The following is a 24,612-nucleotide window of genomic DNA, read 5'->3' as shown; positions in this document are numbered from 1 at the left end:
TCCCGGTGACCGAGAGCACCGTGGGCCCGGCCCAGCCCTACCTGCATCGTGTCGTCGCCGGCGTCCTCACCGACGGTCGCCGCGTGCTGCTCTGCGACGTCAGGTTGGTGAACGCCGCGTCGTCATCGATGATCCGGCGACTCCGGCCGCCTCGCGCGGCGGGGTGGGGGGTCACACGACGGTGAGGGGCAGCCTGCGTCCGACGAGGCTGCGGCGGACGACGGGGAGGACGGTCGCGATGCGCCGGAGTTCGTGCACCGACGAGGCGGTCGGGGAGCCGAGGACCGCCGGGATCCCGCTGTCACCTCCCTGGCGCAGCGCCACGTCGAGCGGCACCTGCCCGAGCAGGGGCGCACCGATGGCTGTCGCCAGGCGTTGCCCGCCGCCGACGCCGAAGAGAGGGGTGCTCTCGTGGCAGGCCTCGCAGACGAGGGTCGACATGTTCTCGATGACTCCGGCGACCGGCATCCGGGCGTTGCGCGCCATCCGGCCGACGCGTTCGGCGACCACCGCCGCGGCCGGCTGTGGCGTCGTCACCGCGATGAGCGCGGCGTCGGGGACGAGCTCGAGCAGCGACATGGTGATGTCGCCGGTGCCCGGGGGCAGGTCGATGAGCAGCACGTCGAGCTCACCCCAGTGGACGTCCGAGAGGAACTGTTCGAGGGCCTTGTGCAGCATCGGGCCACGCCAGGCGACGGGCTCGTCGTCGTCGACGAAGAAGCCGACCGACATGAGGGCGACGCCGTGCGCCTCGACCGGGAGCATCAGCCCCTTGATCGCGATCGGCGCCCGGCGGACCCCGAAGAGATGCGGGATGGAGTAGCCCCACACGTCGGCGTCGAGGATGCCGACCCGCTTGCCCTGCTGGGCGAGCGCGACGGCGAGGTTGGCCGTCACGGTGGACTTGCCGACGCCGCCCTTGCCGCTCGCGACCGCATAGACCGTGGTCCTCGAGTCGGGTCCGAAGGCGTGGCCGTGCGTCGGCAGGTCGCCGCGGAGCCGGGCGGCGAGGTTCATCCGCTCGTGCTCGCTCATCGCGGCGAAGCTGACCTCGACCCGTTCGACTCCGGCGACCCCGCCCACCTCGGACGTGATGTCCGAGCCGAGGGTGTCCTTCATCGGGCACGACGGCGTGGTGAGTCGAACCGTGACCTTGACGGTGCCGCTGCGGGTCACCTCGACGTCGCCGATCATGCCGGCCTCGGGCAGGGGCAGGTGCAGCTCGGGGTCCTCCACGCGGCCGAGGGCCGCGTGGACCTCGGCCAGGTCGACCTCCACCGCGGGGCGGAGGCGGGAGATGAGGCTCATGAAGCCGTGCCCTTCGCGACCTCGGCGACCCGGTAGGCCGACCGCTTGGGGGTCACGTGCCGCATCATGAACTCGGGCCGGCGCTGACCGTCCGGTCCCGGCCCCGGCCGGGTCATGGCCAGCCAGCGACGGTAGACCTCACGCGACTTGGTGACGTCGACCTCGACATCGCCGTACTGGTCGCCGGGCCGGGCCTTCTCGATCTTCACTTTCTGGTGCCAGCAGTGCATCCCCGAGACCGGGTCCGGCTGGACCGGGAAGGTGAGGTTCTGGTGCACCCCCGGGTCGTCCCAGTAGATCCGCTCCGAGTCGGGGTCCGCGCTGGTGAACGGCTCGACGCCCTCGGTGTAGCGCAACCTCCAGATCCCGTCCTCGCTCCGGTTGAGCTTCACCTGGCCCATCACCCACCGGCTCCCCGGATGCCCCTCCTGGGTCCACCGGCCCATGTGATGGGACATGCCGACGACGCCGGGACGAATGGCCTCCGTGGCCCAGACCCGGGCGACGAAGTGGCCGATCTCGGTGGTGACCCTGACCAGGTCGCCGGTCGTGACCCCGAGTCCTGCCGCGTCGGTCTTGTTGCACCACAAGGGATGGGTGTTGGCGATCTCGTTGAGGAACTTCGCGTTGCCGGAGCGGGTGTGGATGAGGGTGGGCAGGCGGAAGTTCGGCATGAGGACGAACTCGTCGTGGTCGCGGTCGATGCGTCGCGCGGACACGTGGGACTCGATGTAGCCGGGAGTCGCCTGCTCGGGCCAGCCCCAGTCGGCCAGCGTGGTCGAGTAGATCTCGAGCTTGCGCGACGGTGAGAGCCATCCGGCGGTCGCGCTGCCGTCCTCGTGCTGCAACCCCACGGCGCCGGCCTCCCCCACGAGCGGAGGGGCGGTGTCGAGAGTGACCGGCTTGCGGAGCACCCCGTGCCCGTCCGGCACCGCGCCGTCGAGCTCTGCCTCGGTCAGGGGGCGCTCGTCGAGCCGGTAGACGTCCTTGGCCACCTCGAAGACGCCGTACGTGCGCATGTACTCCAGAGGTGTCATCTCCTGGGCGGCTGCGGCCTCGGGGAGCCCGGGCACGCTGTGGGCGAACAGGATGTCGTAGTACTCGTCCTGGGTCATCTTCTCGCCCGGACGCTCCTTCGACTCGAAGTACCGGCGGATGCCGAGGGAGCCGTCCGGGTCGATCTGCCAGGACAGCTCGAACCAGAACTCGTTCTCCTCCCACACCTCACCCGGGTTGGTGTCGCGGGTGTCCTGGAAGGGGATCCCCCTCTTGGCCATGGCGACCCGGGTGACCGGCTGCCGGAACGCGATCCACTTGGAGGTGTGCGTCTCGAAGGACATCGTGTCGTGCCGCTCGGACGCGTGGCCCATCGGCAGGACGTAGTCGGCGAACGTCGCCGACTCGCTCCACGTGGGTGTCAGCGCGACGTGCAGGCCGATCCTGCTCTCGTCCTTGAGCACGTCGATCCAGGTGAAGCCGTCCGGGTTGACCCACAGCGGGTTGTAGACGCGGCTGAAGTAGACGTCGAGCCGGCCCCGGTCGTCCTTGAGCAGGTGGGGCAGCAGGATCGACATCTCGTTCGTCGTCAGCGGGTACTCCGGCGGCCAGAGCTTCTCGCTCCAGACGTCGTTGGGCTCGGGCATCTCCGGGAAGTGCGGGATGAACTTGTCCCAGCCGTTCGGATGGGTCCCCCCGACCGTGCCCACGCTGCCGGTGAGGACGTTGAGGAAGAAGAGGCTCCGGGTGATCTGCCAGCCGCCGAGGTTGCCGGCCGCAGCCGAGCGCCACGTGTGGGTCGCGAGCCGGTTGCCGGCCTGCGCCACGATCCGGGCCAGCTCCTCGATCTGGGCAACCGGGACGTGGGCCTCCTGGGCCGCGAACTCGAAGGTGTATCGCGCGTAGTCCTCGGTCAGCCGGTCGAGGAAGACGTCGAAGTCCTTCGGCGCGTCGGGGTGGAGCCGCTCGAGGTAGACGTCCCAGTTGACCCAGCGGCGCAGGAAGTCGGCATCGACCGTCCGCGTGCGCAACAGGTAGGAGGCGACCGAGAGGAAGATCGCCGCCTCGCTGCCCGGCCACGGCGAGATCCAGAGGTCTGCGTGCGAGGCCGTGTTGGACAGGCGCAGGTCGAGCACCACGAGCTTGGCGCCGTTCTGCTTGGCCTCCATGATCCGCTGCGCGTGCGGGTTGAAGTAGTGGCCCGTCTCGAGGTGGCTCGACAGGAGCAGCATCACCCGGGAGTTGGCGTAGTCCGGTGACGGCCGGTCGTAGCCCATCCAGTGGGTGTAGCCCGAGCGACCCCCCGAGGAGCACACGTTGGTGTGCGAGTTGTGCCCGTCCACCCCCCACGCCTGCAGGACGCGTTCGACGAAGCCGTCCTCCCCCGGGCGACCGACGTGGTACATCACCTCGTCGCGCCGGTCCTCCACGATGGCCCGGCGGATCCGCCCCGCGATGTCGCGGACCGCCTCGTCCCAGGAGACCCGCTCGAACTGGCCGGACCCGCGCTCTCCGACTCGCCGCAGCGGGTAGAGGATCCGCTCCGGGTCGTGGATCTGGTTGATCGTCGCCGGACCCTTGGCACAGTTGCGGCCCCGGGATCCGGGGTGGGCGGGGTTGCCCTCGAACTTCCTGATGGACAGGTCCTCGTGGTCGACGTAGGCGAGCAGGCCGCAGGACGACTCGCAGTTGAAGCAGATCGTCGGGATGAGCGAGTAGGTGTGCGCGACCTTCCTCGGGTGGGCGCGGGCGTCGTACTCCACGTGCGCGTCCCACTCCTCCGGTGGCGGGAAGTTGCGCAGCTTCTCGTGGGTGCGGGCACCCGGCATGGGCACCGGCGGCCGCTGAACGGGCTCTGCAGTCATGGGAGGTCCTTTTCGGGAGCGATGACGCCGGTGGCGGCGAGGGTGGCGGCGAAGGCGGCGGCGAGGGTGGCGGCGAGGGTGGCGGTCAGGGTGGCGGTCAGGAGAGCGGGAGGTCCTGCCCGGCACGGACGAAGACGGTCTCGTAGGCGAGCAGCGCGGGTTGGACGATGAGGGCGGCCACTGCCGCGAGGCCGACACCCACGCTCGTGCCCGAGACCCAGGCGACGGCGCCGAGGACTGCCGCGAGAAGGGTGGGGGCGACGCTGCCGAGCCAGAAGGTGCGCGAGTAGCGACCCCGGGTGATGATGTGCGCCGCGGCCGCGGCCTGACGGGAGACGTGCCGCCCGCCGTACTCGACGAGCAGGATCGCCAGGTGGCCGACGGTCGCCACGACGAACGCCCCCACGAGCAGGTCCTGGGAGCTCTGCGGCAGGTCGACGAACAGCCGGGCGACGAGGAGTGCGCCGCTGCCCACCATGACCGCCTGCGCCTGCAGGTGCCAGAAGAGGACCGGTGACTGCCACAGGTCGCGCCCCTCCGCCTGCCCGAAGAGGAAGGCCGTGTATCCGGCCATCAGTGCCGAGGCCGGGATGGCCAGCCACGCCAGCACGGTCATGGCCCAGTCGACGTCGAGCAGGGCGACGAGCAGCCACAGCACGGAGCCGCCGGTGAAGACCGTCAGGACGTAGCCGCCGAGGACGAGCCACGACGAGAAGTTCGACTTGAGGAAGAGATAGAGGAACCGCTCGGGACGCTTGAGGTCCCACACGAGCAGACCCCCGGTCGTCGCCGCACCGAAGATCCCGAGCGCCGGTGCGACGTAGTCGCCCAAGGGGCCCAGGTCGGTGCCGAGGAGGACGGCGAGAGCGGCCACGAGCAGGGCACCGGCCCCGATCCCCTTGGTCCACAGGTACGTCACGACCTTCCATCCCCACGGCCGGGGATGGGCGGTGTTGAGGGTGGTGCGGGCGCCGCTGCGCGGGCTGCCCGGGACGTCCCCCTGGGTCATCAGCCGCTGCGCATCGGGCTTGGCCCAGATGTACGTGTCGTCGACCGGGGCTGCGAGCGGATCGAGGACGGCCTGGTCCGCGCCCAGGTAGAAGACGTTGGGCCCGGTGTTCTGCTCCGGAGTGCGCACCGAGGTCTCCTGGGTCGCGACGAGCCGGGCGATTCCGCTCGTCGGGTCGTCCAGGTCGCCGACCCAGATCGAGTGGGTCGGGCACACCACGACGCACGCCGGCTCCATCCCGTTGTCGACCCGGTGGGCGCACAGGTTGCACTTCGCGGCGGTGTGGGTGTCGGCATCGATGTAGATCGCGTCATAGGGGCAGGCCTGCATGCAGCTCTTGCAGCCGATGCAGCGGTCGCCGTCGAAGTCGACGATCCCGTCGTCGCGCTTGAAGAGCGCCTGCGTCGGGCAGATCTTCACGCACGGTGCGTCGGTGCAGTGGTTGCAGCGCATCACCCCGAACGAGCGGGTGGTGTCCGGGAAGGTGCCGCTGTCGACGTACTTGACCCAGGTGCGGAACTGCCCCAGCGGCACCTCGTGCTCCGTCTTGCACGCGACGGTGCAGGCGTGGCAGCCGATGCAGGTGCGTTGGTCGATCGCGAATCCGTACTGCACCGGCTCACGACTTCCTGACGACGTAGCGATGCACGCCGTCGACAGTCGTGGCCTCGAGCAGCTCGTTGCCGGTGTCGCGCGCCCACGACGGGATGTCGCTCTGCGAGCCGCTGTCGGTGGCCTCGATGAGCATCACCTGCCCGGACTGGAGGGCCTTCAGGGCCCGCGAGGCCATGAGGACCGGCATGGGGCACTTCTTGCCCTTGGCGTCGATGGTGGCGTCGATGGGGTGGTCCATGGGAGCTCCTTGCTGGCGGTCGGGTGAAGCGTCAGATGAAGAGGTTGATCTGCGACCGGCTCATCGCCGACAGGGCGGTGGCGGCGCCGACCGGCTCGCCCACTCCGTCGATGAGCTGCTCCTTGCGCAGCCCGAGCAGGTCCATCGACATCTCGCAGGGCCACAGCTCGACACCGAGCTCGACGCACATCTCGATGAGCTCCCTGGGGGACGCGACGTCCTGGTCCCGCGCCAGCTTCTTCATCATCCAGGGCCCCGCGCCGGCCATCTGGAACTTCGACAGCTTCATGTTGCTGATGCCCGGCCGGTTCATCCCCGCGAGGGCCTTGGTCATCGCGTTGGTCCCCGTGATCCGGACGTCGTCCCGCACGAGCGGGAAGAGCCCCCAGAAGGTGAAGAAGATCGTCGTCTGCATCCCGTAGGCCGCCCCCGTCGAGCCGAGGATGAGGGTCGGCCAGATCCGGTCGAGGTCGCCCGACCAGGCCACGATCGTCATGGCCTCCGGGGCGGTGTCCTCGGCCGGCCGGACGGCTCGGGTGAGCGGGTGAGCTGGCGGATCTGCCACTGCCTCAGTCATGTAGACCTCTTTCGCGCCGTTGCGAGAAGGTGTTGCACCGTGTGACACTCGACATTACATTCACGTATGCGCATATAACAAGGCCCTAATTCGCTGAATGCGTCCGTGGGCCCGGATGCCCCCTCACCCCCCGGAAGGACCTCTTCAATGGCGAAGACGATCAGTCCCGCACAGCTGTTCGCCGAGATCGAGGCGGGCACTGTGCCCGAGATCCTCGACGTCCGCAACAAGGACGACTTCGCGGCCAGCCAGGTCGAGGGCAACCGCCCCGTCCCCACCCGCAACGTTCCCGTCTACGAGGTGTTCGAGGACCTCGAGGAGCACTGTCGTCGCACGCCCGAGGGCGCCGTCGTGGTGTGCGGCCAGGGCAACGGATCCGAGCTCGTGGCAGAGGAGTTCGAGGCGCTGGGCGTCGAGACCCGGTCCCTGGAGGGTGGCACCGACGCCTGGGCGAGACTGCTCGTGGCCAAGGAGATCCCCGACCTGCCGGGCGAGGTGCGGGCCTGGCAGTTCCAACGGCCGGCGAAGGCCTGCCTCTCCTACGTCATCGGCGTCCCGGGCGGCCGCTGCATGATCGTCGACCCGACCCGCCACCCGCAGCCCTACCTCGACCTCGTCGCCGAGCACGACATGACGGTGGCCCACATCGTCGACACCCACGTGCACGCCGACCACATCAGCGGTGGTCCCGCCCTGGCGGAGCAGCTCGGTGCGGAGTACCACCTGCCGCCGGAGGACGCAGGCGGGATCGTCCCCTTCCCCAACCGTCCGCTCAAGGACGGCGACGTGCTCGACCTCGGCTCCGCCGTCGTGCGCACGCTGACGATGCACCTGCCGGGCCACACGCCCGGGACGACGGCCTTCCTCGTCAGCGACCGCCTTCTCATCGTCGGCGACACGGTCTTCGTGCGGGGCCTGGGCCGGCCGGACCTCACGGGCCAGGCGGAGGAGCTCGCGCGAGACCTGTTCCACAGCGTCCACGAGCGGCTGCGTCCCCTGGACCCGGCGACCATCATCGCACCGGCCCACTGGTCGAGCAGCGAGGAGGTCAACGACGACGGCCTGGTCGTCACGACGCTGGAGGACGTCTTCACCGCGACGCTGCTCAACGAGCGGGCCATCGAGCGCTTCGTCGAGGAGATCGTGGCCTCCCTGCCCCACGCTCCCGACACGTACGACACCATCCGGCTCGTCAATGCCGGCAAGCTCGCCCCGCCCGAGGACGAGCTCGACCTGCTCGACGTCGGTCGCAACCAGTGCGTCGCCTCGACGACCCTCGCCTGACCGCCGACCGGACAGCACGCGGGGCGGCGGAGGAGGCAGCGCACCAGGCAGGACCTAGACTGGAGCCGATCTGACCAGGCCCCGGGATCGGAGGACGGATGCAGCCCGATGTCGCAGGCCAGCTGCAGGAGCTGCACGCCCGCGTGTGCAAAGCCATCGCCGACCCCAAGCGCCTGCTCATCATCAACGAGCTGCGGGACCGCGAGCTCAGCGTCGGCGACCTCAGCGAGGCCCTGCACCTGAGCCAGTCCAACACCAGCCAGCACCTGGCGGTCCTCCGCGAGCGCGGGATCGTCACCTCACACCGGGTGGGGACGAACATCTACTACGCCCTGCGCAGCCAGAAGGTCATCCAGGCCGTCGACCTGCTCCGCGAGTTCCTCGCCGAGGACCTCGCGGACCAGGTCCGCCTCAGCGGCGCCCTGTCGCCCTGAAGGCAGCCGAGGGTCATGTCTGTGCTTGACCACAATGGCCGTATGCCGCTGGGCTCGGTGAGCGCGAACGCCGCCCAGGTGCCGGACACGGATCGGCTGCGCGTCATCTCGGTCCTCACCCACCCCTGACCGGGGGCGCTGCCTCCAAGGAGATCCCGTGAGCATTCCGTTCATCCTCGACACCGACACCGCCCAGGACGACTGCGTCGCCATCATCGCCGGACTCCTCGACCCGGAGGCGGACCTCCGGGCCATCACCATGGTCGCCGGCAACGTCGGCTTCGACCGCCAGGTGCGCAATGCCCAGATGACCCTGAGCGCCGCCGGGCGCCTCGGGTCGGTGCCGATCCACCTCGGGTGCCGCCGCCCGCTCGTCCTGCCCTGGGTGTCGGCCGAGAACGTCCACGGCGACGGGTCCGGCGGGCTGGACATGGACGTCGCCGAGACGGTGACGGAGGACGAGCACGGGGTGGACGCCCTCATCCGCCTGACCGCGGAGGCCCCGGGCGAGCTCTCCATCGTGGCGATCGGTCCACTCACCAACATCGCGATGGCGGTGGTCAAGGACCCGCACTTCGTCGAGAACGTCAAGAGCCTGGTCATCATGGGCGGCTCGAACAACGGCCGCGGCAACATCACCCCCGCCGCAGAGTTCAACTTCTACGTGGACCCGCACGCCGCCCATGTCGTCCTCGAGGCCGGCTTCCGCGACGTCACCGTGGTGCCCTGGGCCCCGCTCACCCTCAACGACGCAGTCTTCAGCCGTGAGCAGCTGGCGGGCATCGAGGCGATCGGCACCCCGCTGTCCCGCTTCTTCCTCACGGTCTGCGGTCCGACTCTCGCCTTCGACGAGAGCGTCGGCATCCCCGGCACGACCCACCCCGACTCGCTGTCCGTGGGGGTCCTCCTCCACCCCGAGCTCGTCTCTCGGGCACAGGACTACCACGTGGCCGTCGAGGCGAGCTCGGAGCTGACCCGCGGCTACTCCGCCATGTCCTGGGGCGTGCACGGTCTCGAGCCCAACGCCCGCGTCGTCGAAGCCGCCGACGGCGCGGGCTTCCACGCCTGGATCACCGGGCTCCTGGCCACCGAGACCGAGGTGAGTCGGCCGCTGCGCGGGGGCCGCTTCGGCTGAGAGCGTTTTGCACTCCGTGCACAGTTGCACGTAGTGTAAAAACGTGCGAACGAGCGAGATCCCCCGACGGGACCGCCGCGGTGAGGTGCGTCAGCGCCACCGCCGCGCCATCATCGACGCCGCCCGGGCGCTCCTCGACGAGCGTGAGTCCGACGGGTTCACCGTGGACGAGCTCGCCGACCGCGCCGACGTCTCACGTCGCACCGTCTTCAACCACTTCGCATCGGTCGACGACATCGTCATCACCGCGTGCAGCGAGGTGCTCGGTGAGCTCCTCGTCGCCTTCGAGGCCCTCGCGTCGGCGCAGGGCACCCGTGGGAGCGAGTCGTCCCTGTTCGACGAGGTGACCGGCGCACTCACCTCGACGGACCTCGTCCCGCCGATGGCCTACCTCACGCGTGTCCTCGGCGCCGAGCAGGAGGAGCGGTCAGCGCGCCAGGCGATGATGCTCCACCTCGTGTTCACCGATGCGAGCGAGCACCTGTGCCAAGGCATCCTGCGACGCCACCCCGAGGCGGACGAGCTCACCACGCGCCTGCTCGTCGGCGCCCTGATGAGCGGCCTCGTCGTGCTGCACGGGCAGTGGTTCGCTGCCACCGGCGGCGCCGTGGACGCTCGCTCGCGGACCGTGTGGGCCGAGCTGCTCGGTCGCCTCATCGACCTGACCCGTGGCGGCTTCGACGACCCGGACGCGTCGCGCCGGCTGATCCCCCCTCCTCCCCTGCCCCAGAAAGAACGTCATGGCTGAATTCCTCTTCCGGCTCGGACAGACGGCGGCTCGACGAGCCCGGTTCGTCCTCGCTGTGTGGCTCGTCCTCCTCGCGGCTGCCGGCATCGCCTTCGCCGTGGGAGCGGGGACGCTGACCAGCACGGTGTCGATCCCGGGCACCCGCACCGCCCAGGTGACCGATCGGCTCGACGAGGTCCTCCCCCGGGCGGCAGGTGGCAACGGCTCGGTGGTCTTCCGGACCACCGACGGGTCACCCCTGACGCCCGTGCAGCGCGCGGCGATCAGCGACCAGGCCGACGCGGCGCTCGGACTCGACTTCGTCGAGACCGTGGTCGACCCCTTCGCCACCGAGCAGCAGCGGGCCAGCCAGCTGCGCGACCTCGAGGTCGGCAGGGCGCGGATCGAGGACGGCCGCCGCCAGCTGGCCAAGGGCGAGACCCGGCTCGAGTCGGGACAGGGGCAGCTCGACGCAGCCCGCGAGGAGGCCGAGGCGGCCGGGACCCTCGACCAGGTCGCAGCGCTCCTCGACGCGCAGCAGGCGAACATCGACGCCGCACGCAAGGGCCTGCAGGAGCAGGCCGCGAAGCTGGAAGAGGGCAGCCGGCAGATCGCGGACGGCGCCAGCCTGCTCCAGCTCTCCTCCGGGATCGGCATGGTCTCCGAGGACGGAAGCACCGCGATCGTCACCGTCCTCTTCGACAAGCCGCAGCTCGACGTGACGCAAGCCGAGAAGGACGCCGTCGTGGCCGCCTTCGGCACGCGGACCGACGGCGTCGAAGTCTCCTACTCGGCGGAGCTCGCCAGCGGGATCCCGGGCATCCTCGGGGTGGGCGAGGTCATCGGTATCGTCGTCGCCGGCATCGTCCTCGTGATCATGCTCGGGACGCTCGTCGGCGCCGGTCTGCCGATCGCCATGGCCCTCATCGGCGTGGCCATCGGCGCCCTGGCGACGATGTCGCTCTCGGGCGTCGTCGAGATGACCAGCGTGACCCCCGTGCTGGGCCTCATGCTCGGGCTGGCCGTCGGCATCGACTACTCGCTGTTCATCGTCAACCGGCACCGCCGACAGCTCAAGCAGGGGTATGACGTCGTCGAGTCGATCGGCCTGGCCAACGGGACGTCCGGCAACGCCGTCGTCTTCGCGGGCGCCACGGTCCTCATCGCGCTCCTCGCCCTCAACGTGACCGGCATCCCCTTCCTCGGCCTGATGGGAACCGTCGGGGCACTCTCCATCGCCATCGCCGTCCTCATCGCGGTGACTCTCACCCCCGCCCTGCTCGGGCTCATCGGTGAGCGCATCCTCAGCCGCCGCGAGCGGGCTCGGGTCGCCCGGGCCGGGTCGGGCGTGGACTCCTCCGCCGCAACGGCGAGCGCCCGGCGCCTGCGGCCCATGTCGACGCTCCGCGCGGTCGGCAGCATCGTGCTGGGGATCAGCGCCCTGCTCGCCATCGCCCTGCCGTCCCTCGACCTGCGACTCGGCCTGCCGGACGGCTCATCCGAGGACGTCACCTCGACGCAGTACCAGGCCTTCTCGACGATCTCGGAGAAGTTCGGGCCTGGCCGCAACGCTCCGCTGCTCGTCGTCGCCGACCTGGCCGACCTCCCGCCAAGCACGACCGACGTCACGGCACAGGCCGCCATCGCGCGGGAGGTCGCGGCCCAGCAGGACGTGGTCGCCATCGCCCCGATCGGCATGTCCGAGGGACGCACCGCGGCTGCCTTCCAGGTCGTGCCGTCCGGGGGACCCAACGAACCCTCGACCGAGCAGCTGGTCCACACGCTCCGGGAGCTGGAGCCGATGGGTGGGACCGTCAGTCTCGACGTCGCCGGCATGGCGAGTGGCAACATCGACATCTCCGGCAAGCTGTCCGACGCCCTGCCCGCCTACCTCGGCCTCGTCGTCGGCCTCTCGCTCGTCATCCTCGTGCTGGTGTTCCGCTCGGTCTTCGTGCCCGTCATCGCCACGCTCGGATTCGTGCTGTCGTACTTCGCCGCCATCGGTGGGGTCGTCGCGATCTACCAGTGGGGGTGGCTCTCGGACATCTTCGGCGTCGACAACCCGAGCCCCATCCTCAGCTTCCTGCCGACGATGCTCGCCGGCATCCTCTTCGGCCTGGCCATGGACTACATGCTCTTCCTCGGCTCCGGCATGCGGGAGGCCTACGTCCACGGCGCCTCGGCCCGGCTGGCGGTCGTCCAGGGCGTGCACGCAGGGCGCAGCGTGGTCACCGCAGCCGCGATCATCATGATGGCGGTGTTCGGCGGGTTCATCTTCTCCCACAGCGCGATGATCCGCCCGATCGGCTTCGGCCTGGCGTTCGGTGTCCTCGTCGACGCGTTCGTCGTGCGCATGCTCATCGTGCCGTCCCTCATGCACCTCGCCGGGGACAAGGCGTGGTGGCTCCCCCGGTGGCTCGACCGGGCCCTGCCCAACCTCGACGTCGAGGGAGCCGCCCTCGAGCGCCGCCACCCCCACGTCGTGCACCACGAGGAGGCGGCTCCGGCCAACCGCTCCTGAGCGGACGGCTCGTCCGGGACCGAGCCCAGCGGCATACGGCATGCTCGAGGGTGTGAACGGCCTGATCCGCTCCACCGCGACCGAGGTCGTCGCGCTCCTGCGTGCGGGCGACGTCACCCCGACGGAGGTGCTCGACGCGCTCGAGGAGCACGTCACGGCCACGGACGGAGCCGTCAACGCACTCCCCATCCGCTTCTTCGAGGCGGCTCGCGCCGCCGCCCAGCGACTCGAACGGGAGGGGTCGCCGCCCACCGAGCGGGGCTGGCTCGCCGGGCTCCCGGTGGCGGTCAAGGACTACAACGACGTCCGCGGACAGCTCACGACGAGCGGCTCGCCGATCCTGCGCCACACCGTCGCCCCCGAGTCGGACGCGATGGTCCGGCGGCTCGAGACCCACGCCGGCATCCCCTACGCGAAGACGAACGTGCCGGAGTTCGCGGGCGGGCACACGTACAACACCGTGTGGGGGGCCACCCGCAACCCCTGGCACACCGGTCGCACGGCGGGCGGCTCGTCCGGCGGCTCCGCTGCGGCCCTGGCGTCCGGCAGCGCCTGGCTGGCGACGGGCAACGACCTCGGCGGCAGCCTGCGGACCCCGGCCGGCTACAACGGCGTCGTCGGAGTCCGACCGACACCGGGGCTCGTGCCGCGGAAGCATCCACCGGTGCCCTTCGACGCCCTGTGGGTCGAGGGGCCGATGGCGCGCAACGTCGCCGACGTCGCCCTCATGCTCGACGCCCTCGCGGGACTCGACCGCCACGACCCGCTGACGCGCCGGCCGCCGAGACGGTCCTACGTGGCGGGTCTGGGCGACCTGCCCCCGCGGCTGCGGGTCGGCTACTCCCCCGACCTCGGAGTCCTTCCCGTCGAGCCGGGGGTGCGCGAGGTCACCCGGCGCGCCCTGGGCCACTTCCGCGATCTCGGCGCCGAGGTCACCGACGAGTGCCCTGACTTCACGGGGGCCTCCCAGACCTTCCACGTGCTCCGCGCTCACCTGCTCGCCACGGTCAACGGCCCCCTGCTCGCCTCCCACCGCGAGAGCATCAAGGACGACATCGTCTGGAACATCGAGCTCGGCCTGACCCAGTCCCTCGCGGACGTGCAGGCCGCCGAACGCTCCCGGGGCGAGCTGGTCCACCGCACCCTCGACTTCTTCGGCACCCACGACGTCCTCGTCGTGCCGACCGCCCCGTTGGACCCGTTCCCGGTGGGCTGGGCCTGGCCGAGGGACGTCGCCGGGACCGAGCAGCACACGTACGTCGACTGGATCGCGATCACCTTCATGGTCACGCTCACCGCCTGCCCCGTGGTCGCCCTGCCCTGCGGCCTCTCCGACGAGGGCCTGCCGGTCGGCGTGCAGCTCGTGGGGCGACCCGGGTCGGAGGCCCTGCTCCTCGCTGTCGCGGCCGCCTTCGAGCGGTCCGTGGGGCTCGCGCAGCAGCTGCCCATCACTCCGCGCGACGGCTGACGCCGGGCCCGCTGGGAGGGCGTCGTAGCGACCGGCCGTCCCGGTCGAGCGCGGGCATGGCGCTCAGCCCACCTCGACCCAGAGGGCACGGTGGTCGGAGATGGGCAGGGCCGGGGCACCGCTCTCCCCCGTCGCCAGCCGACCGCGCACGAGGATGTGGTCGATCTGCTCGGACGGATCGTCGACGGGATACGTCGGGTGGCTGGCGGCCGGTCGCATCCCCGTCGTGTGCGCCGCCCGGTCGGGACCCATGTTGAGATCCCCCATGAGCAGCACCGGCTCCCGACAGTCGACGGTCGCGCGGACGACCTGGTGGAGCTGGCGCACGTTCCACCACGAGATGAACGACAGATGGGTCCCGACGACGGTGCACTCCCCGACCGGGGTGTCGATGGTCGCCACCACGGCGACGCGGGGCTCGTCCGTGACGAGGTAGGGGCGCAGCCGGCCCTTGAAGCGCATCGGCACGCGGAACGGCACCGGCTCGAGGCGCACCACCTGCCAGCCCTTGACCGGGTACCGGGAGAGGAGGGCAACGCCGTAGGCAGCGGAGTCCGGCTGCTCGTCACCCGTCGACGCCACCCAGGTCGCCCCCGGGCTGCCGTGGATGGCTGCGACGAACCGGTGGTGCGGCGCGTCCATCGCCTCGGCTGCAACGGAGGTGAGGTCGGCGAAGCCCGAACGGTGCTGGTTCTGGTCGACTTCCTGCAGCGTGAGGATGTCGGCGTCCAGGCGCTTCACGGCATCAGCCAGCCCCGCAGGGTCGACGTGCTGGTCGGAGGGCACCCGTCCGTTGAGGATGTTGAACGTCGCGACTCGCATGTAGGTGCAGTTACCCCTCCACCCGGAACCTGCCCACGAATCGGCGTCCGTCGGGCGAGGGGGGCGGGACAACGGGTACAACCGTTACATGGGTGAACCTGGACAGCACGACCTGCGCGAGGCGCTCAAGACCGTCGCCGTGGCCCTCAAGCAGACGGGTCGCCCGTTCGCGCTCATCGGTGGATACGGCGTCTGGGCGCGGGGAGGACCGGAACCGAACCACGACGCGGACTTCCTCATCGCCAAGGAGGACGCCGCCGAGGTGGCGCAGGCCCTGGCCGACCAAGGTCTGCAGGTCGTCCAACCCCCGGAGGACTGGCTGTTCAAGGTCTTCGTCGACGACGCGCTCGTGGACATCATCTTCCGGCCGGCGGGCACGTTCGCCGACCGGGGCGTCGTGGAGCGCGCCACCCCGCTCCGCGTCCTGTCCATCGAGATGCCCGTCATGCCCGCGACCGACCTGCTGGTCCACCGGCTCAACGCCCTGACCGAGCACTACTGCGACTTCGCCGTCCACATCCCCGTGGCCCGCGCGCTGCGCGAGCAGGTGGACTGGACGGTCGTCCGCCGCGACACCGCGCACAACCCCTTCGCTGCCGCCCTGCTCTACCTCCTGGAGGCCCTCGCCATCATCGAGCCGCCCGAGGGCCCCGCCACCGTCAACGGCGCTGCCCGCCTCGAGCAGTCGCCCGCGACCGGCTGAGGCCGGGGCGACGCCCGCGACAGGCAGTTGTGCTCAGGCCGCGAGGGCCCGGAGCAGGTGCACCCACTCGATGAGGTGCCGGTCGCCGAGGAAGGTGCGGCGCACGCGCTCCTGTCCGCGCTGGCCCATGGCGGCCCGCAGCTCGGGCTCCTCCAGCAGTCGCGTGACGAGCTTGCCGAAGGACTCCAGGTCTGCCGGGTCGCCGAGCAGGAGCCCCTCGTCGCCGTCGGTGAGCTGGTCCTGCAGTCCACCGACGGCGCTGGCGACCACGGGGCGGCCCTTCCACATCGCCTCGGTGAGGGTCAGACCGAACCCCTCGACCAGGCTCTTCTGGACGACGATGGCGGCGTGGCGCTGGAGCGCGTTGACGATGAAGGCGTTCTCGTCCACATCGTCCATCGGCAGCGAGGCGAGGTGGCACCGGCCCCGCACGTCATCGGGAAGACGGCGCCACAGCTCCCTGCACTCCGCGTAGACCTGGGCTCCCTCGGGGTCGTCCGAGACCCCTGAGACGTCCGGTCCCGCAAGGACCAGGTGGGCGTCGCGGGTGTGCGGTGCGACGTGGGCGGCGAAGCCGGTCAGCACGCCGGGCATGTCCTTGAGCCGGTCCCACCGGCTCACCTGGACCACGAGCGGCGCGGTGATCGGGGGTGGCGCGTTGGAGACGAGGTCGGCGTGCCGACGCAGCACCCCGTGCTCCCCCGTCCGGCGCTGGAACTCGAAGGTCTCGCGCACGTCGCCGTTGTGGACGAGGCCGACCTCGAGCAGGATCCGCCTGACGTCAGCGCCGACGATCTCGGCGTTCTTGGTGGAGAAGGGGTCGATCGAGGGCTGGATGACCACGGCTCGCTCGCGCGGGACCCAGTCGGGGATGTAGCTGACCCGGGAGAAGACGAACGCGTCGGCGGCCAGCACGTGCTGCCTGAGGAAGGCCCACCCGAGGTCGGTGATCTCAGTGCTCTCGTCCCGCCCGATGTGGCAGCGCCAGACGACGTGGGCGCCCAGCTGCTTGAGCCCGGCTGCCAGGCCGGCGGTCTGCGGATCGTGCAGCAGCACGACGTCGCCGGGGCGGACCATGCCACGCAGCTGCGCGAGGTTCGCCTGCATCACCCGCTCGTAGTGGGCCTGGTCGACGGAGTCGAAGCCGGTGCGGCCCACGAGGGACCCGTGGAGCGCGTTGTGCAGGGCCTTGGTGATCTCGAAGAACTGCGGGTCGCCCTCGAGGACGAGCCATCGGGTGTCCACCTCGGCCCCACGGGCGTAGGCGAGCAGGGTCTGGAGCATCTCGGCCACGCCCCCGCCCGACGCGGTCGAGTTGATGTTCCAGACGATCCGTCCGCTGAGGAGCCCGCGCGCGAACGATGCCGTGGACAGGAACAGCTCGGCTCGCTCGGGCTCGAGGAGCTCCGCGAGCGCATCCAGTGGCTCGGCATGGATCTCGACGGCTTCCACTCGTCCATGGTCACACCATCGCCGCTCCGAGATCGGCTCTTCAGGAACCTCGGCGCGTCCCTCCGTCGGCGTCGGGCGCCGTGCCGGCCGCCTCGCCGACCGCCTCGCCGACCGCAGCGGCCGGGAGGGCGTGGGCCACCCGTCCGTCGTCTGTCCGGACGGTGTCCGCGGCGAGCAGGGCATCGACCACCGCCTCCTCCACCGAGTCCATCAGCGCCTCGAAGACCCGGTCCAGCGCTGCGGGGGACAGTGGCTCGGCAGGCAGCCCGGGAGCCACGGAGAACGCGAGGCCGTAGTCGCCGCTGCCGTGGCTGAAACGGGCGCCGACGCGGCCGAGGGCAAAGACCAGCCGGCGGGCCATGCGGGTGAGATCACCCGGGACGCAAGGAAAGTCGACTGCGGCCAGCACCACGCAGGACCCGGCTTCAGGAGTGACGGGTCCGGCGGGCCGGAGCCCGAGGTCCTGCGGACTGACGAGTCGGCCGGCGAGACGCAGCGTACCGCCCATGTTGGCCTGGACCAGGACGCCCACGGTGCCGTCGGCGCTCCCCCCGGCCGGGCCATCCGCGGTTCCGGGCAGGACCCGCGACGCCGAGCCGATGCCTGCCTTGAACCCCAGCGCACACGCCCCCGCTCCCCCACCGACGTTGCCCATCGGGACGGGGCCGGGGCTGGCGAGCCGGAGCGCGGTGTGGACGTGCTCGGGTGTGACGGGCCGCGGGTCGGTCGACGAGAGCCAGGCGTCGTTGATCTCGCCGACCACCGGGTTGATGCTCGTCGGCGGCCCAGGGTGGTTCTCGAGGACCCAGGTGACGAGGGCGTCCGCCGCCCGGAACGTCGACAGCGTCGAGGTCAGCAGCACCGGCGTCTCGAGCCGGCCGAGCTCCATCACCTGGGTGGCTCCGACAAGCTTGCCGTAGCCGTTGCCGACGAACAGCCCGGCGGGCAGGGCGGTCCCCGCCGTCAACAGCGGATGGCTGATGGCGGTGACGCCCGAGTGCACGCCGGCCTCGTCGTCGCGGAGGGTGACGTGACCGACGACGACCCGTGCCACGTCGGTGATCGCGTTGAGCGGGCCGGTGTCGAAGCCACCGAAGGTCAGGCCCAGCTGCCTGGCGCGCGGCCGCGTCACCGTCTCGTCCGGGGGCTCGTCCACCGCTCCAGCATGCCGTATGCCGCTGGGCTCGCTCCCGCGCGGAGAGCGGGCTCCGGCGCGGGTCGGGTCCACGGCACGTGGCGCCGGATAGGGTCGGCAGGACCATGAGAGCCACGTTCCGCGCCGACGAGCGGCAAACCCTCGTCGGGCCCCGGGGCGTGCGCTCGCTCCACCACCTCCCTCGGGGCGGCGAGCCGGCAGCGGACGGGGCTCTGGTCGTCGTCCTTCCCGGGCTCGGGCTGCCCGGCTACACGCTGCCCACCGCCGACGCGATCGCCGCTCGCGGCATCGAGTGCGCAGTGCTCGACGTGCCCGGTTTCGGGTCGTCGCAGCCACGCAGCGCCCGTCCCCACATCGAGGCGGTCGGCGCGCTCGCGGCGCAGTGGGTTGCGCAGGTGGCCGAGGACCGTCCGGTGGTCGTGCTCGGCCACTCGACCGGGGCACAGGCGGCGCTCGCCACGGCGCTGGCGCTCGAGCCGCGCCGCGCGCTGGCGCTCGTCATGGCCGGGCCGACGTTCCGCCCCGAGCATCGCCACGTCCTCCGTCTCCTGGGGGCGACACCGCTCGCCTACCGCAAGGACCGCCTGGCCGAGGTCGACGTCCGGGAGGTGCTGCGTGCGCGGCTCGACCTGGTCCGGCTCGTCGTGAGCGGCGTGCGGGACGTGCCCGAGGCGAGGATCGCCGCCCTGGCCGCACCCGTGACGCTCATCGCGGGTGAGCACGACTCGTACGCTCCCCGGGAGTGGCTGGCAGCGCTCGCCGACGCCGCCAGCCGGTCCACGCGGGTCCGCACGGCGGTCGTCCACGGCTCGCACAACAACCTGTACACGCATCCCGACGAGCTCGCTGACGCCGTGCTGCTCGCCCTCGCGGACGCTCGGGGACGGTCGGGAGCGTGAGCCGGCCCAGCGGCATACGGCTCGAGCTCCGCTGCAGGTGAGCTGCCGTGTGGCAGCCTGTTCGCGTGGAGAGGTCGGGAGGTGGAGCCGGCGGCTGGGCGTCCCGCGAGCCGCGTCCGGCCACTGCCCTGCCGCGCCGCCGCCAGCTCATGGGGTTCGGGCTCGGCATCGTCGGTCTGCCGCTGCTCACCTTCGCCACCGTCGCCGCGGGCCTCCCCGGCCGGGGGGAGACCATCCTCGTCGTCTACCTCCTCGCTGTCGTGCTCATCGCGGTGGTCGGTGGTCTGCTGCCGGGGGTGCTCGCCGGGGTCGGCGGGTTCGTCGCCGTGAACTGGTTCCACACCCCGCCCTACGCCACCCTCACGGTCGAGCAGCCCGAGGCGCTCGTCGACCTCGTGGTCTTCGTCCTCGTCGCGGTGATCGTCAGCGTGGTGGTCGAGATCGGGGCTCGGGACCGGGCCCGCGCGGAGCGCCACCGCCTGGCCATCGGCCGGGAGGCTGCCCGGGCACAGCAGCTGGCCGAGACCGACCGCGTCCGGTCCGCACTGCTGACCGCGGTCAGCCACGACCTGCGAACCCCGATCGCGGCCATCAAGGCCGCCTCGTCCGGGTTGCGCCAGGAGGACGTCGACTGGCAGCCGGCGCAGGAGGCGGAGCTGCTGGCTGCCATCGAGGACGGGGCCGACCGGCTGGCCCAGCTGGTCGACGACCTGCTGGCGCTGAGCCGCATCCAGGCCGGCGCGGTGTCCGTGCACCCGACTCCGGTCGCCGTCGAGGAGGTCGTGTACCGGGCCCTGACCGCCTGGGACGGTCCGCCCGTGGAGGTCGCCGTCCCCGACCCGGTCCCGGAGATCCTGGCCGACGCGCCCCTCCTCGAGCGGGTGCTGGCCAACCTGCTCGACAACGCAGCTCGTTTCAGCCCGACCGACCGGCCCCTGGAGGTCAGCGCCACCCGGTCGACCGCCGCCGGTGGGGCGACGGTCGAGATCCGCATCGTCGACCACGGCCCGGGCGCTCCCTCGGACCGCTGGGACCAGATGTTCGCGCCGTTCCAGCGGCTCGGCGACGCCACCCCGGGCGGTCTGGGCCTGGGGCTGGCCATCGCGCGCGGCCTCGTCGAGGCCATGTCGGGGACGATCCAGCCCGAGGTGACGCCGGGCGGTGGGCTGACCATGTGCGTCGAGCTGCCGGTGGCGCCATGAGCCGGGTGCTCATCGTCGAGGACGACGACCGGCTGCGCCGCACCCTGGCCATCAACCTCCAGGCCCGCAAGCACGAGGTGCGGACCGCAGCCGACGGGCGCACCGCGCTCGAGCTGGCCGCGAGCTTCGGCCCCGACCTCGTCATCATGGATCTGGGCCTCCCCGACATGGACGGGGTCGACGTCGTCTCGACCCTTCGGCGCCGCAGCGCGGTCCCCGTCATCGTGCTGTCCGCCCGCGACGGGGAGGCGGGCAAGGTCGCCGCCCTCGACGCCGGTGCGGACGACTACGTCACCAAGCCGTTCGGCATGGAGGAGCTGCTCGCCCGGATGCGGGCGGCGGTGCGCCGGGCGGCCCCGGCCGAGGACACGGCCACGGTCGACACTCCCACCCTGTCGATCGACCTGCGCGCCAAGCGCGTCCTGCGCGGCGGAGCCGAGGTGCGGCTGACTCCGACCGAGTGGCACGTTCTCGAGGCGCTCGTTCGGTCCCCGGGGCGCCTCGTCTCTGGGCGTGAGCTCCTGCAGGAGGTCTGGGGTCCCTCCTACGGGGACGAGACGAACTACCTGCGGGTCTACATGGCCCAGCTGCGCCGCAAGCTCGAGGAGCGTCCCGGCTCACCTCGGCACCTCATCACCGAACCCGGACTGGGCTACCGGTTCGAGCCCTGACGCACGTTTCCCCACCCCGGCGTTAAGACGGCGTCAAGATTCGGCCCCGCGCCGCCGAAGTGCATCGAGACAGGTGCTCGCGCTCCTACATTCGAAGTGCGCACCCGTCCTTCCCCCTGGAGGCGGGTGCGCCTCACGTCCCCTTGTCGCCCGCGGCGTGGACGACGGCGAGGTGCCGGCGCCAGTGGGCGGCCCGGGCCAGCCGCGAGCCACGGTAGGGCATTCCGCCCGGACCCGGAGGGCAAGCGCCAGCCAGACGCAGATGGACCGCTCCGTGAGCCAGGCGACGGTCCAGAGCGGCACGTCAGCCGGGACCTCGGGCCGCGGGCCTCCGGGCAGGGCGCCGTCGGCCTGGCGACGGCGTGCCCGGGCCGCCAGGCCGACGGCAGCTGCGACTCCTCCGAGCAACCACCCCGGCCTCCGGCTGACGCCGAGCACCCCTGCGGGCAGGAGGGCTGCCTCGACGGTCACCGACAGCGCAACCCAGCCCAGCGGCATACGGCGTCCGCTGGGGACGTATGCCGCTGGGCCGGCTTCGCTGCGACGGTCAGCTCCGGTGGGCGCTCAGGGCCGCAAGCAGTCTCGGGGTCTCGTTGTGGGCGACGGCCGCGATCCGGAGCCCGCCGCCCGCACGAACGACGGTGTAGGCCGCCTCGAAGTCGTAGACCGACGACCCGTCGGCGCGGGTGAGCGTCCACGCGACGACGGCCAGCTGCACGCCGCCGCCGAGGCACACCGGCTGCAGACTGCGCACCCGCACCCCCGTCACGCCGAGCTGACGGTACGCGCCGAGCAGCCGGTCCACGACGCGCCGCCACTGCGCTCCGTCGGCCGTGGTCACCTCCGGGTCCACGCGTGTCTCGCCCACCACGTGCACGGGGTCGGCGAAGTGCCCTGCGACCGTGGCTGCATCGCCGGACGCGAAGTCGGCGGCATAACGAGCGACGAACTCGTCGAGAGTCATCGGCATCTCCCTCCGGACCGACGGCATCGGTGGGCCTGTGGCCAGCATCTCCCCAACCGGCGGGCAAGGCCACCGACATGTAGTACTACACTGCGTCGTAGTACTCCAGGGATCCACTGACGACACGAGGAGGCCTCGAGCCCCATGTCACCACACAGCCCCACGGCACCGAGCAAGGTCAACTTCGACCAGCGACCGATGCTCGTCTTCTGGGAGGTCACCCGTGCCTGCCAGCTCGCCTGCAAGCACTGCCGCGCCAACGCCATGGCCGGCGCCCTCCCCGGAGAGCTCACCCACGAGCAGGGCCTCGACCTCCTCGACCAGGTTGCCGCCTTCGGCCGGCCCTACCCGATCCTCGTCCTCACCGGCGGCGACTGCCTGCTGCGGCCCGACATCTGGGAGCTCGTCGAAGCCTCGCGAGCCCGCGGCATCCCGACCGCCCTGTCACCCTCGGTGACCCCGCAGCTGACCCCCGAGACCATCGCCCGGATGGTCGACTCCGGCATCAACGCCGTGTCCATCAGCCTCGACGGTGCCTGCGCGGCGACGCACGACGGCGTCCGCGGCATCCCGGGGCACTTCGACCAGACCATCCCAGCGATCCGCGCGCTCTCCGATGCCGGTCTCACCGTCCAGATCAACACGACCGTCATGAAGAGCAACCTCGACGAGCTCGCCGACGTCGCCAAGCTCATCTCCGACGCCGGCGCGCACATCTGGGAGGTCTTCTTCCTCGTCCACGTCGGGCGCGGTGTCGCCGAGGGTGCCATCAGCCCGGACGAGCACGAGGACGTCTGCCACTTCCTCTACGACGCCAGCCAGCACGGCTTCATCGTCCGCACCGTCGAGGCCCCCTTCTTCCGCCGAGTCGTCGCCTGGCGCCAGGACGGCGTCGCCCCGCCGGAGTCGGCCGTGTACCGCCAGCTCTCGGGGCGGCTGACCGAGCTGATGGGTGAGCCGGCCGCGAGGGTGCGCGCGCAGACGGCGAGGACCAGGGACGGCAAGGGGATCGTCTTCGTCGCCTACGACGGCGAGGTCACCCCGGCCGGGTTCCTGCCGCTGCCGCTCGGCTCGGTCAAGGACCGCCCGCTCGCCGAGATCTACCGGAACACTCCGCTGCTCAAGGACATCCGCGCCGCCCGGTTCTCCGGCCGGTGCGGGGTGTGCGAGTACGCCGACCTCTGCGGGGGCTCACGTGCCCGGGCCTACGCGGCCTACGGCGACCCCCTCGCCGAGGACCCGGCGTGCGGTCACCTGCCCGGCACCCTCGATGCGGCGCTCGCCGTGCCGCTGCCAACTCCGGTGGGATGACCGCCAGGCGTCCCGGTGAAGCCTCACCTGAGGCTTGACTGACTCTCTCACGGTCCGTCCGGGAACCTGGCGGACGTCAGATCCAACCCCGGTCGCGGGCGAGAATCGCCAGCTGGAAACGGCTCTGCGCGTCGACCTGGCTACTCAGGTCAGCGATGATGCGACGAATCGTGCGCACCGAGAGATTCACGGTTCGCGATATCCGCTCGTCCTTGTGCCCGTCGGCAAGCATGCGCAGCAGGGTCAGCTCGGTCTCACTGATCGGGCCGGCCACACCACCCATCGAGTGTGACTTCAGGGCCGTCGTGGGCAGTGGGCTCGCGCGCGACCACCGGTGCTCGAAGTAGTCGACCAGGGTGGCGACCAGGCCTGCTGACCTGGTCATCACGGCACCGGCCTTCAGGTTCGCGGGATCTCGCGCCACGAAGGCGTGGTCGTCCATGATGACCATGCGGGCCGGGAGCGATGGCGTGGTCCGGACCTCCGCCCCGTCGGCGGACCTGGAGCGCATCGCGCGCACGAGCCTTGGGTCACGGAGGAACCCGTCCAGGCACAGGGTGCGCAGCTTCACACCTCTCGCCAGCATCCCCTGATCAGCGACGTGGGAGCTGTTGAGGGCCGCCAGCGTAGGGCGTTGGGTCAAGAAGGCCCACAGCCGCTCAGTGGTGCGTTCGGCCGTGAGCTCCATTTGCCGCAGCACCGAGTCCCGGTCAGGCAGCACCTCGAACGTGCAGTCCTCCGTCGTCGCGGGCCGGATCTCCTTGCTGATGAAGGTCCTGGCCAGGGAGGTGATGTCTGTTCGCAAACAGCTGACGCGCAGCAGCGCCTGAGCAGCGGCGTCCTCCGCATCGCTGAGGAACGAACCCAGCGCAGTCGATGGGTGCACGACTCGCCACTCCCCCTCATTGACCTGCGAAGGGGCTACCAACCCGACGGCAACGAGCTCGTCAGCGGCGCCCTCTACCGCCTCGACATCGACCGCGAGCTGTTCCGCCATGGTGGCCGTGGTGGGCCTCGTTGCCGCAGCCAAGGCGCCGTAGAGCCGATGTGCCAGCGATGACAGCGATGACAGCGGACTGTCCATGTGTTACCCCCGTACGTGTGCCAGCGCGAGTGGCCGGTACCTGCCATGACCGGTCAAGGCTAGCCGCTGGGCCCATGGCGATGGCCGTGGCCGGGGCATTGTGGCGTCGGGAGCCTGCACCGGCCCTCGTCAACTAGGGCGTGTCTCCCTTATGGCGGGTGAGACACGCGA

21 protein-coding genes are annotated in these 24,612 nt (G+C 71.1%); 11 read left to right on the top strand and 10 right to left on the bottom strand.

Annotated elements, in window-relative coordinates:
- Nucleotides 1–171: 171 nt before the first annotated feature.
- The 5 genes from ABWV20_RS00105 to ABWV20_RS00085 all read right to left on the bottom strand — a co-directional run bounded on the left by ABWV20_RS00105 (nt 172) and on the right by ABWV20_RS00085 (nt 6,608).
- On the bottom strand, nt 172–1,308 hold the full coding sequence (locus tag ABWV20_RS00105; protein WP_353352720.1) for an Mrp/NBP35 family ATP-binding protein: 1,137 nt from the start codon (nt 1,306–1,308) through the stop codon (nt 172–174).
- Nucleotides 1,305–4,169 (bottom strand): molybdopterin-dependent oxidoreductase, encoded by a 2,865-nt coding sequence (locus ABWV20_RS00100; protein WP_353352719.1) that lies wholly within the window; start codon nt 4,167–4,169, stop codon nt 1,305–1,307. The genes ABWV20_RS00105 and ABWV20_RS00100 overlap by 4 nt, the downstream gene beginning before the upstream one ends.
- Nucleotides 4,170–4,266: 97 nt before the next feature.
- Nucleotides 4,267–5,793 (bottom strand): 4Fe-4S dicluster domain-containing protein, encoded by a 1,527-nt coding sequence (locus ABWV20_RS00095; RefSeq protein WP_353352718.1) that lies wholly within the window; start codon nt 5,791–5,793, stop codon nt 4,267–4,269.
- A gap of 4 nt (nt 5,794–5,797) precedes the next feature.
- Nucleotides 5,798–6,031 (bottom strand): sulfurtransferase TusA family protein, encoded by a 234-nt coding sequence (locus tag ABWV20_RS00090; protein ID WP_353352717.1) that lies wholly within the window; start codon nt 6,029–6,031, stop codon nt 5,798–5,800.
- A gap of 31 nt (nt 6,032–6,062) precedes the next feature.
- Nucleotides 6,063–6,608: a DsrE/DsrF/DrsH-like family protein gene (locus ABWV20_RS00085; protein ID WP_353352716.1), complete on the bottom strand. Its 546-nt coding sequence runs from the start codon at nt 6,606–6,608 to the stop codon at nt 6,063–6,065.
- 147 nt (nt 6,609–6,755) lie between these two features.
- Between ABWV20_RS00085 and ABWV20_RS00080 the strand changes: the two genes are divergently transcribed.
- The 6 genes from ABWV20_RS00080 to ABWV20_RS00055 all read left to right on the top strand — a co-directional run bounded on the left by ABWV20_RS00080 (nt 6,756) and on the right by ABWV20_RS00055 (nt 14,177).
- Nucleotides 6,756–7,892, top strand: a complete 1,137-nt coding sequence (locus tag ABWV20_RS00080; protein ID WP_353352714.1) for an MBL fold metallo-hydrolase — start codon at nt 6,756–6,758, stop codon at nt 7,890–7,892.
- Nucleotides 7,893–7,990: 98 nt separating this feature from the next.
- Nucleotides 7,991–8,326, top strand: coding sequence for an ArsR/SmtB family transcription factor (locus tag ABWV20_RS00075; RefSeq protein WP_353352713.1), 336 nt, complete (start codon nt 7,991–7,993; stop codon nt 8,324–8,326).
- Nucleotides 8,327–8,483: 157 nt separating this feature from the next.
- Nucleotides 8,484–9,461: a nucleoside hydrolase gene (locus ABWV20_RS00070; protein ID WP_353352712.1), complete on the top strand. Its 978-nt coding sequence runs from the start codon at nt 8,484–8,486 to the stop codon at nt 9,459–9,461.
- Nucleotides 9,462–9,504: 43 nt separating this feature from the next.
- Nucleotides 9,505–10,209 (top strand): TetR/AcrR family transcriptional regulator, encoded by a 705-nt coding sequence (locus ABWV20_RS00065; protein WP_353352711.1) that lies wholly within the window; start codon nt 9,505–9,507, stop codon nt 10,207–10,209.
- Nucleotides 10,202–12,709 (top strand): MMPL family transporter, encoded by a 2,508-nt coding sequence (locus tag ABWV20_RS00060; RefSeq protein WP_353352710.1) that lies wholly within the window; start codon nt 10,202–10,204, stop codon nt 12,707–12,709. The genes ABWV20_RS00065 and ABWV20_RS00060 overlap by 8 nt, the downstream gene beginning before the upstream one ends.
- A gap of 52 nt (nt 12,710–12,761) precedes the next feature.
- Nucleotides 12,762–14,177, top strand: coding sequence for an amidase (locus tag ABWV20_RS00055; protein WP_353352709.1), 1,416 nt, complete (start codon nt 12,762–12,764; stop codon nt 14,175–14,177).
- 63 nt (nt 14,178–14,240) lie between these two features.
- Here ABWV20_RS00055 and ABWV20_RS00050 read toward each other — a convergent pair whose 3' ends face one another.
- Entirely contained in the window at nt 14,241–14,999 is a 759-nt protein-coding gene (locus ABWV20_RS00050; RefSeq protein WP_353352708.1) for an endonuclease/exonuclease/phosphatase family protein, read from the bottom strand.
- 88 nt (nt 15,000–15,087) lie between these two features.
- On the opposite strand from ABWV20_RS00050, the gene ABWV20_RS00045 reads away from it, so the two are divergent.
- The gene (locus ABWV20_RS00045; protein ID WP_353352707.1) at nt 15,088–15,702 is read left to right on the top strand and encodes a nucleotidyltransferase family protein; all 615 of its coding nucleotides are present in this window, start codon (nt 15,088–15,090) and stop codon (nt 15,700–15,702) included.
- A gap of 33 nt (nt 15,703–15,735) precedes the next feature.
- Here ABWV20_RS00045 and ABWV20_RS00040 read toward each other — a convergent pair whose 3' ends face one another.
- Together ABWV20_RS00040 and ABWV20_RS00035 are read right to left on the bottom strand one after the other, a co-directional pair.
- Nucleotides 15,736–17,154 carry a glycosyltransferase gene (locus ABWV20_RS00040; protein ID WP_353352706.1) on the bottom strand — a complete coding sequence of 473 codons (1,419 nt, stop codon included), beginning with the start codon at nt 17,152–17,154 and terminating at the stop codon, nt 15,736–15,738.
- A 40-nt stretch (nt 17,155–17,194) separates the two neighbouring features.
- On the bottom strand, nt 17,195–18,310 hold the full coding sequence (locus tag ABWV20_RS00035) for a P1 family peptidase (protein ID WP_353352705.1): 1,116 nt from the start codon (nt 18,308–18,310) through the stop codon (nt 17,195–17,197).
- Nucleotides 18,311–18,414: 104 nt separating this feature from the next.
- Here ABWV20_RS00035 and ABWV20_RS00030 point away from each other — a divergent pair, with 104 nt between their 5' ends.
- From ABWV20_RS00030 to ABWV20_RS00020, 3 genes are all read left to right on the top strand, one after another.
- Nucleotides 18,415–19,209: an alpha/beta hydrolase gene (locus tag ABWV20_RS00030; RefSeq protein WP_353352704.1), complete on the top strand. Its 795-nt coding sequence runs from the start codon at nt 18,415–18,417 to the stop codon at nt 19,207–19,209.
- 65 nt (nt 19,210–19,274) lie between these two features.
- Entirely contained in the window at nt 19,275–20,411 is a 1,137-nt protein-coding gene (locus ABWV20_RS00025; protein WP_353352703.1) for a sensor histidine kinase, read from the top strand.
- Nucleotides 20,408–21,082, top strand: a complete 675-nt coding sequence (locus ABWV20_RS00020; RefSeq protein ID WP_353352702.1) for a response regulator — start codon at nt 20,408–20,410, stop codon at nt 21,080–21,082. Before ABWV20_RS00025 ends, ABWV20_RS00020 begins: the two co-directional genes overlap by 4 nt.
- Before the next feature lie 547 nt (nt 21,083–21,629).
- Here ABWV20_RS00020 and ABWV20_RS00015 read toward each other — a convergent pair.
- The gene (locus tag ABWV20_RS00015) at nt 21,630–22,046 is read right to left on the bottom strand and encodes a DUF6841 family protein (protein ID WP_353352701.1); all 417 of its coding nucleotides are present in this window, start codon (nt 22,044–22,046) and stop codon (nt 21,630–21,632) included.
- Between the two features lie 144 nt (nt 22,047–22,190).
- Between ABWV20_RS00015 and ABWV20_RS00010 the strand changes: the two genes are divergently transcribed.
- On the top strand, nt 22,191–23,357 hold the full coding sequence (locus ABWV20_RS00010; RefSeq protein WP_353352700.1) for a TIGR04053 family radical SAM/SPASM domain-containing protein: 1,167 nt from the start codon (nt 22,191–22,193) through the stop codon (nt 23,355–23,357).
- Nucleotides 23,358–23,433: 76 nt separating this feature from the next.
- On the opposite strand, the gene ABWV20_RS00005 is transcribed toward ABWV20_RS00010, so the two are convergent.
- A complete protein-coding gene (locus ABWV20_RS00005) occupies nt 23,434–24,354 on the bottom strand; it encodes a LuxR C-terminal-related transcriptional regulator (RefSeq protein ID WP_353352699.1) in 921 nt (306 codons plus the stop codon).
- Between the last annotated feature and the right edge of the window lie 258 nt (nt 24,355–24,612).

Origin of the sequence: Intrasporangium sp. DVR (assembly GCF_040365325.1) — a bacterium.
Lineage (GTDB): Bacteria > Actinomycetota > Actinomycetes > Actinomycetales > Dermatophilaceae > Intrasporangium.
Note: the sequence above shows the minus strand (reverse complement) of the source record. Positions and strands in the feature narration are given on the sequence as shown.

Bases quoted from the DNA above. Each gene is read 5' to 3' on its own strand.
- ABWV20_RS00030 (WP_353352704.1), top strand. From the start codon at position 18,415: ATGAGAGCCACGTTCCGCGCCGACGAGCGGCAAACCCTCGTCGGGCCC.
- ABWV20_RS00015 (WP_353352701.1), bottom strand. From the start codon at position 22,046: ATGACTCTCGACGAGTTCGTCGCTCGTTATGCCGCCGACTTCGCGTCC.
- ABWV20_RS00080 (WP_353352714.1), top strand. From the start codon at position 6,756: ATGGCGAAGACGATCAGTCCCGCACAGCTGTTCGCCGAGATCGAGGCG.
- ABWV20_RS00020 (WP_353352702.1), top strand. From the start codon at position 20,408: ATGAGCCGGGTGCTCATCGTCGAGGACGACGACCGGCTGCGCCGCACC.
- ABWV20_RS00050 (WP_353352708.1), bottom strand. From the start codon at position 14,999: ATGCGAGTCGCGACGTTCAACATCCTCAACGGACGGGTGCCCTCCGAC.
- ABWV20_RS00105 (WP_353352720.1), bottom strand. From the start codon at position 1,308: ATGAGCCTCATCTCCCGCCTCCGCCCCGCGGTGGAGGTCGACCTGGCC.
- ABWV20_RS00090 (WP_353352717.1), bottom strand. From the start codon at position 6,031: ATGGACCACCCCATCGACGCCACCATCGACGCCAAGGGCAAGAAGTGC.
- ABWV20_RS00060 (WP_353352710.1), top strand. From the start codon at position 10,202: ATGGCTGAATTCCTCTTCCGGCTCGGACAGACGGCGGCTCGACGAGCC.
- ABWV20_RS00005 (WP_353352699.1), bottom strand. From the start codon at position 24,354: ATGGCGGAACAGCTCGCGGTCGATGTCGAGGCGGTAGAGGGCGCCGCT.
- ABWV20_RS00100 (WP_353352719.1), bottom strand. From the start codon at position 4,169: ATGACTGCAGAGCCCGTTCAGCGGCCGCCGGTGCCCATGCCGGGTGCC.
- ABWV20_RS00085 (WP_353352716.1), bottom strand. From the start codon at position 6,608: ATGACTGAGGCAGTGGCAGATCCGCCAGCTCACCCGCTCACCCGAGCC.
- ABWV20_RS00010 (WP_353352700.1), top strand. From the start codon at position 22,191: ATGTCACCACACAGCCCCACGGCACCGAGCAAGGTCAACTTCGACCAG.
- ABWV20_RS00045 (WP_353352707.1), top strand. From the start codon at position 15,088: ATGGGTGAACCTGGACAGCACGACCTGCGCGAGGCGCTCAAGACCGTC.
- ABWV20_RS00075 (WP_353352713.1), top strand. From the start codon at position 7,991: ATGCAGCCCGATGTCGCAGGCCAGCTGCAGGAGCTGCACGCCCGCGTG.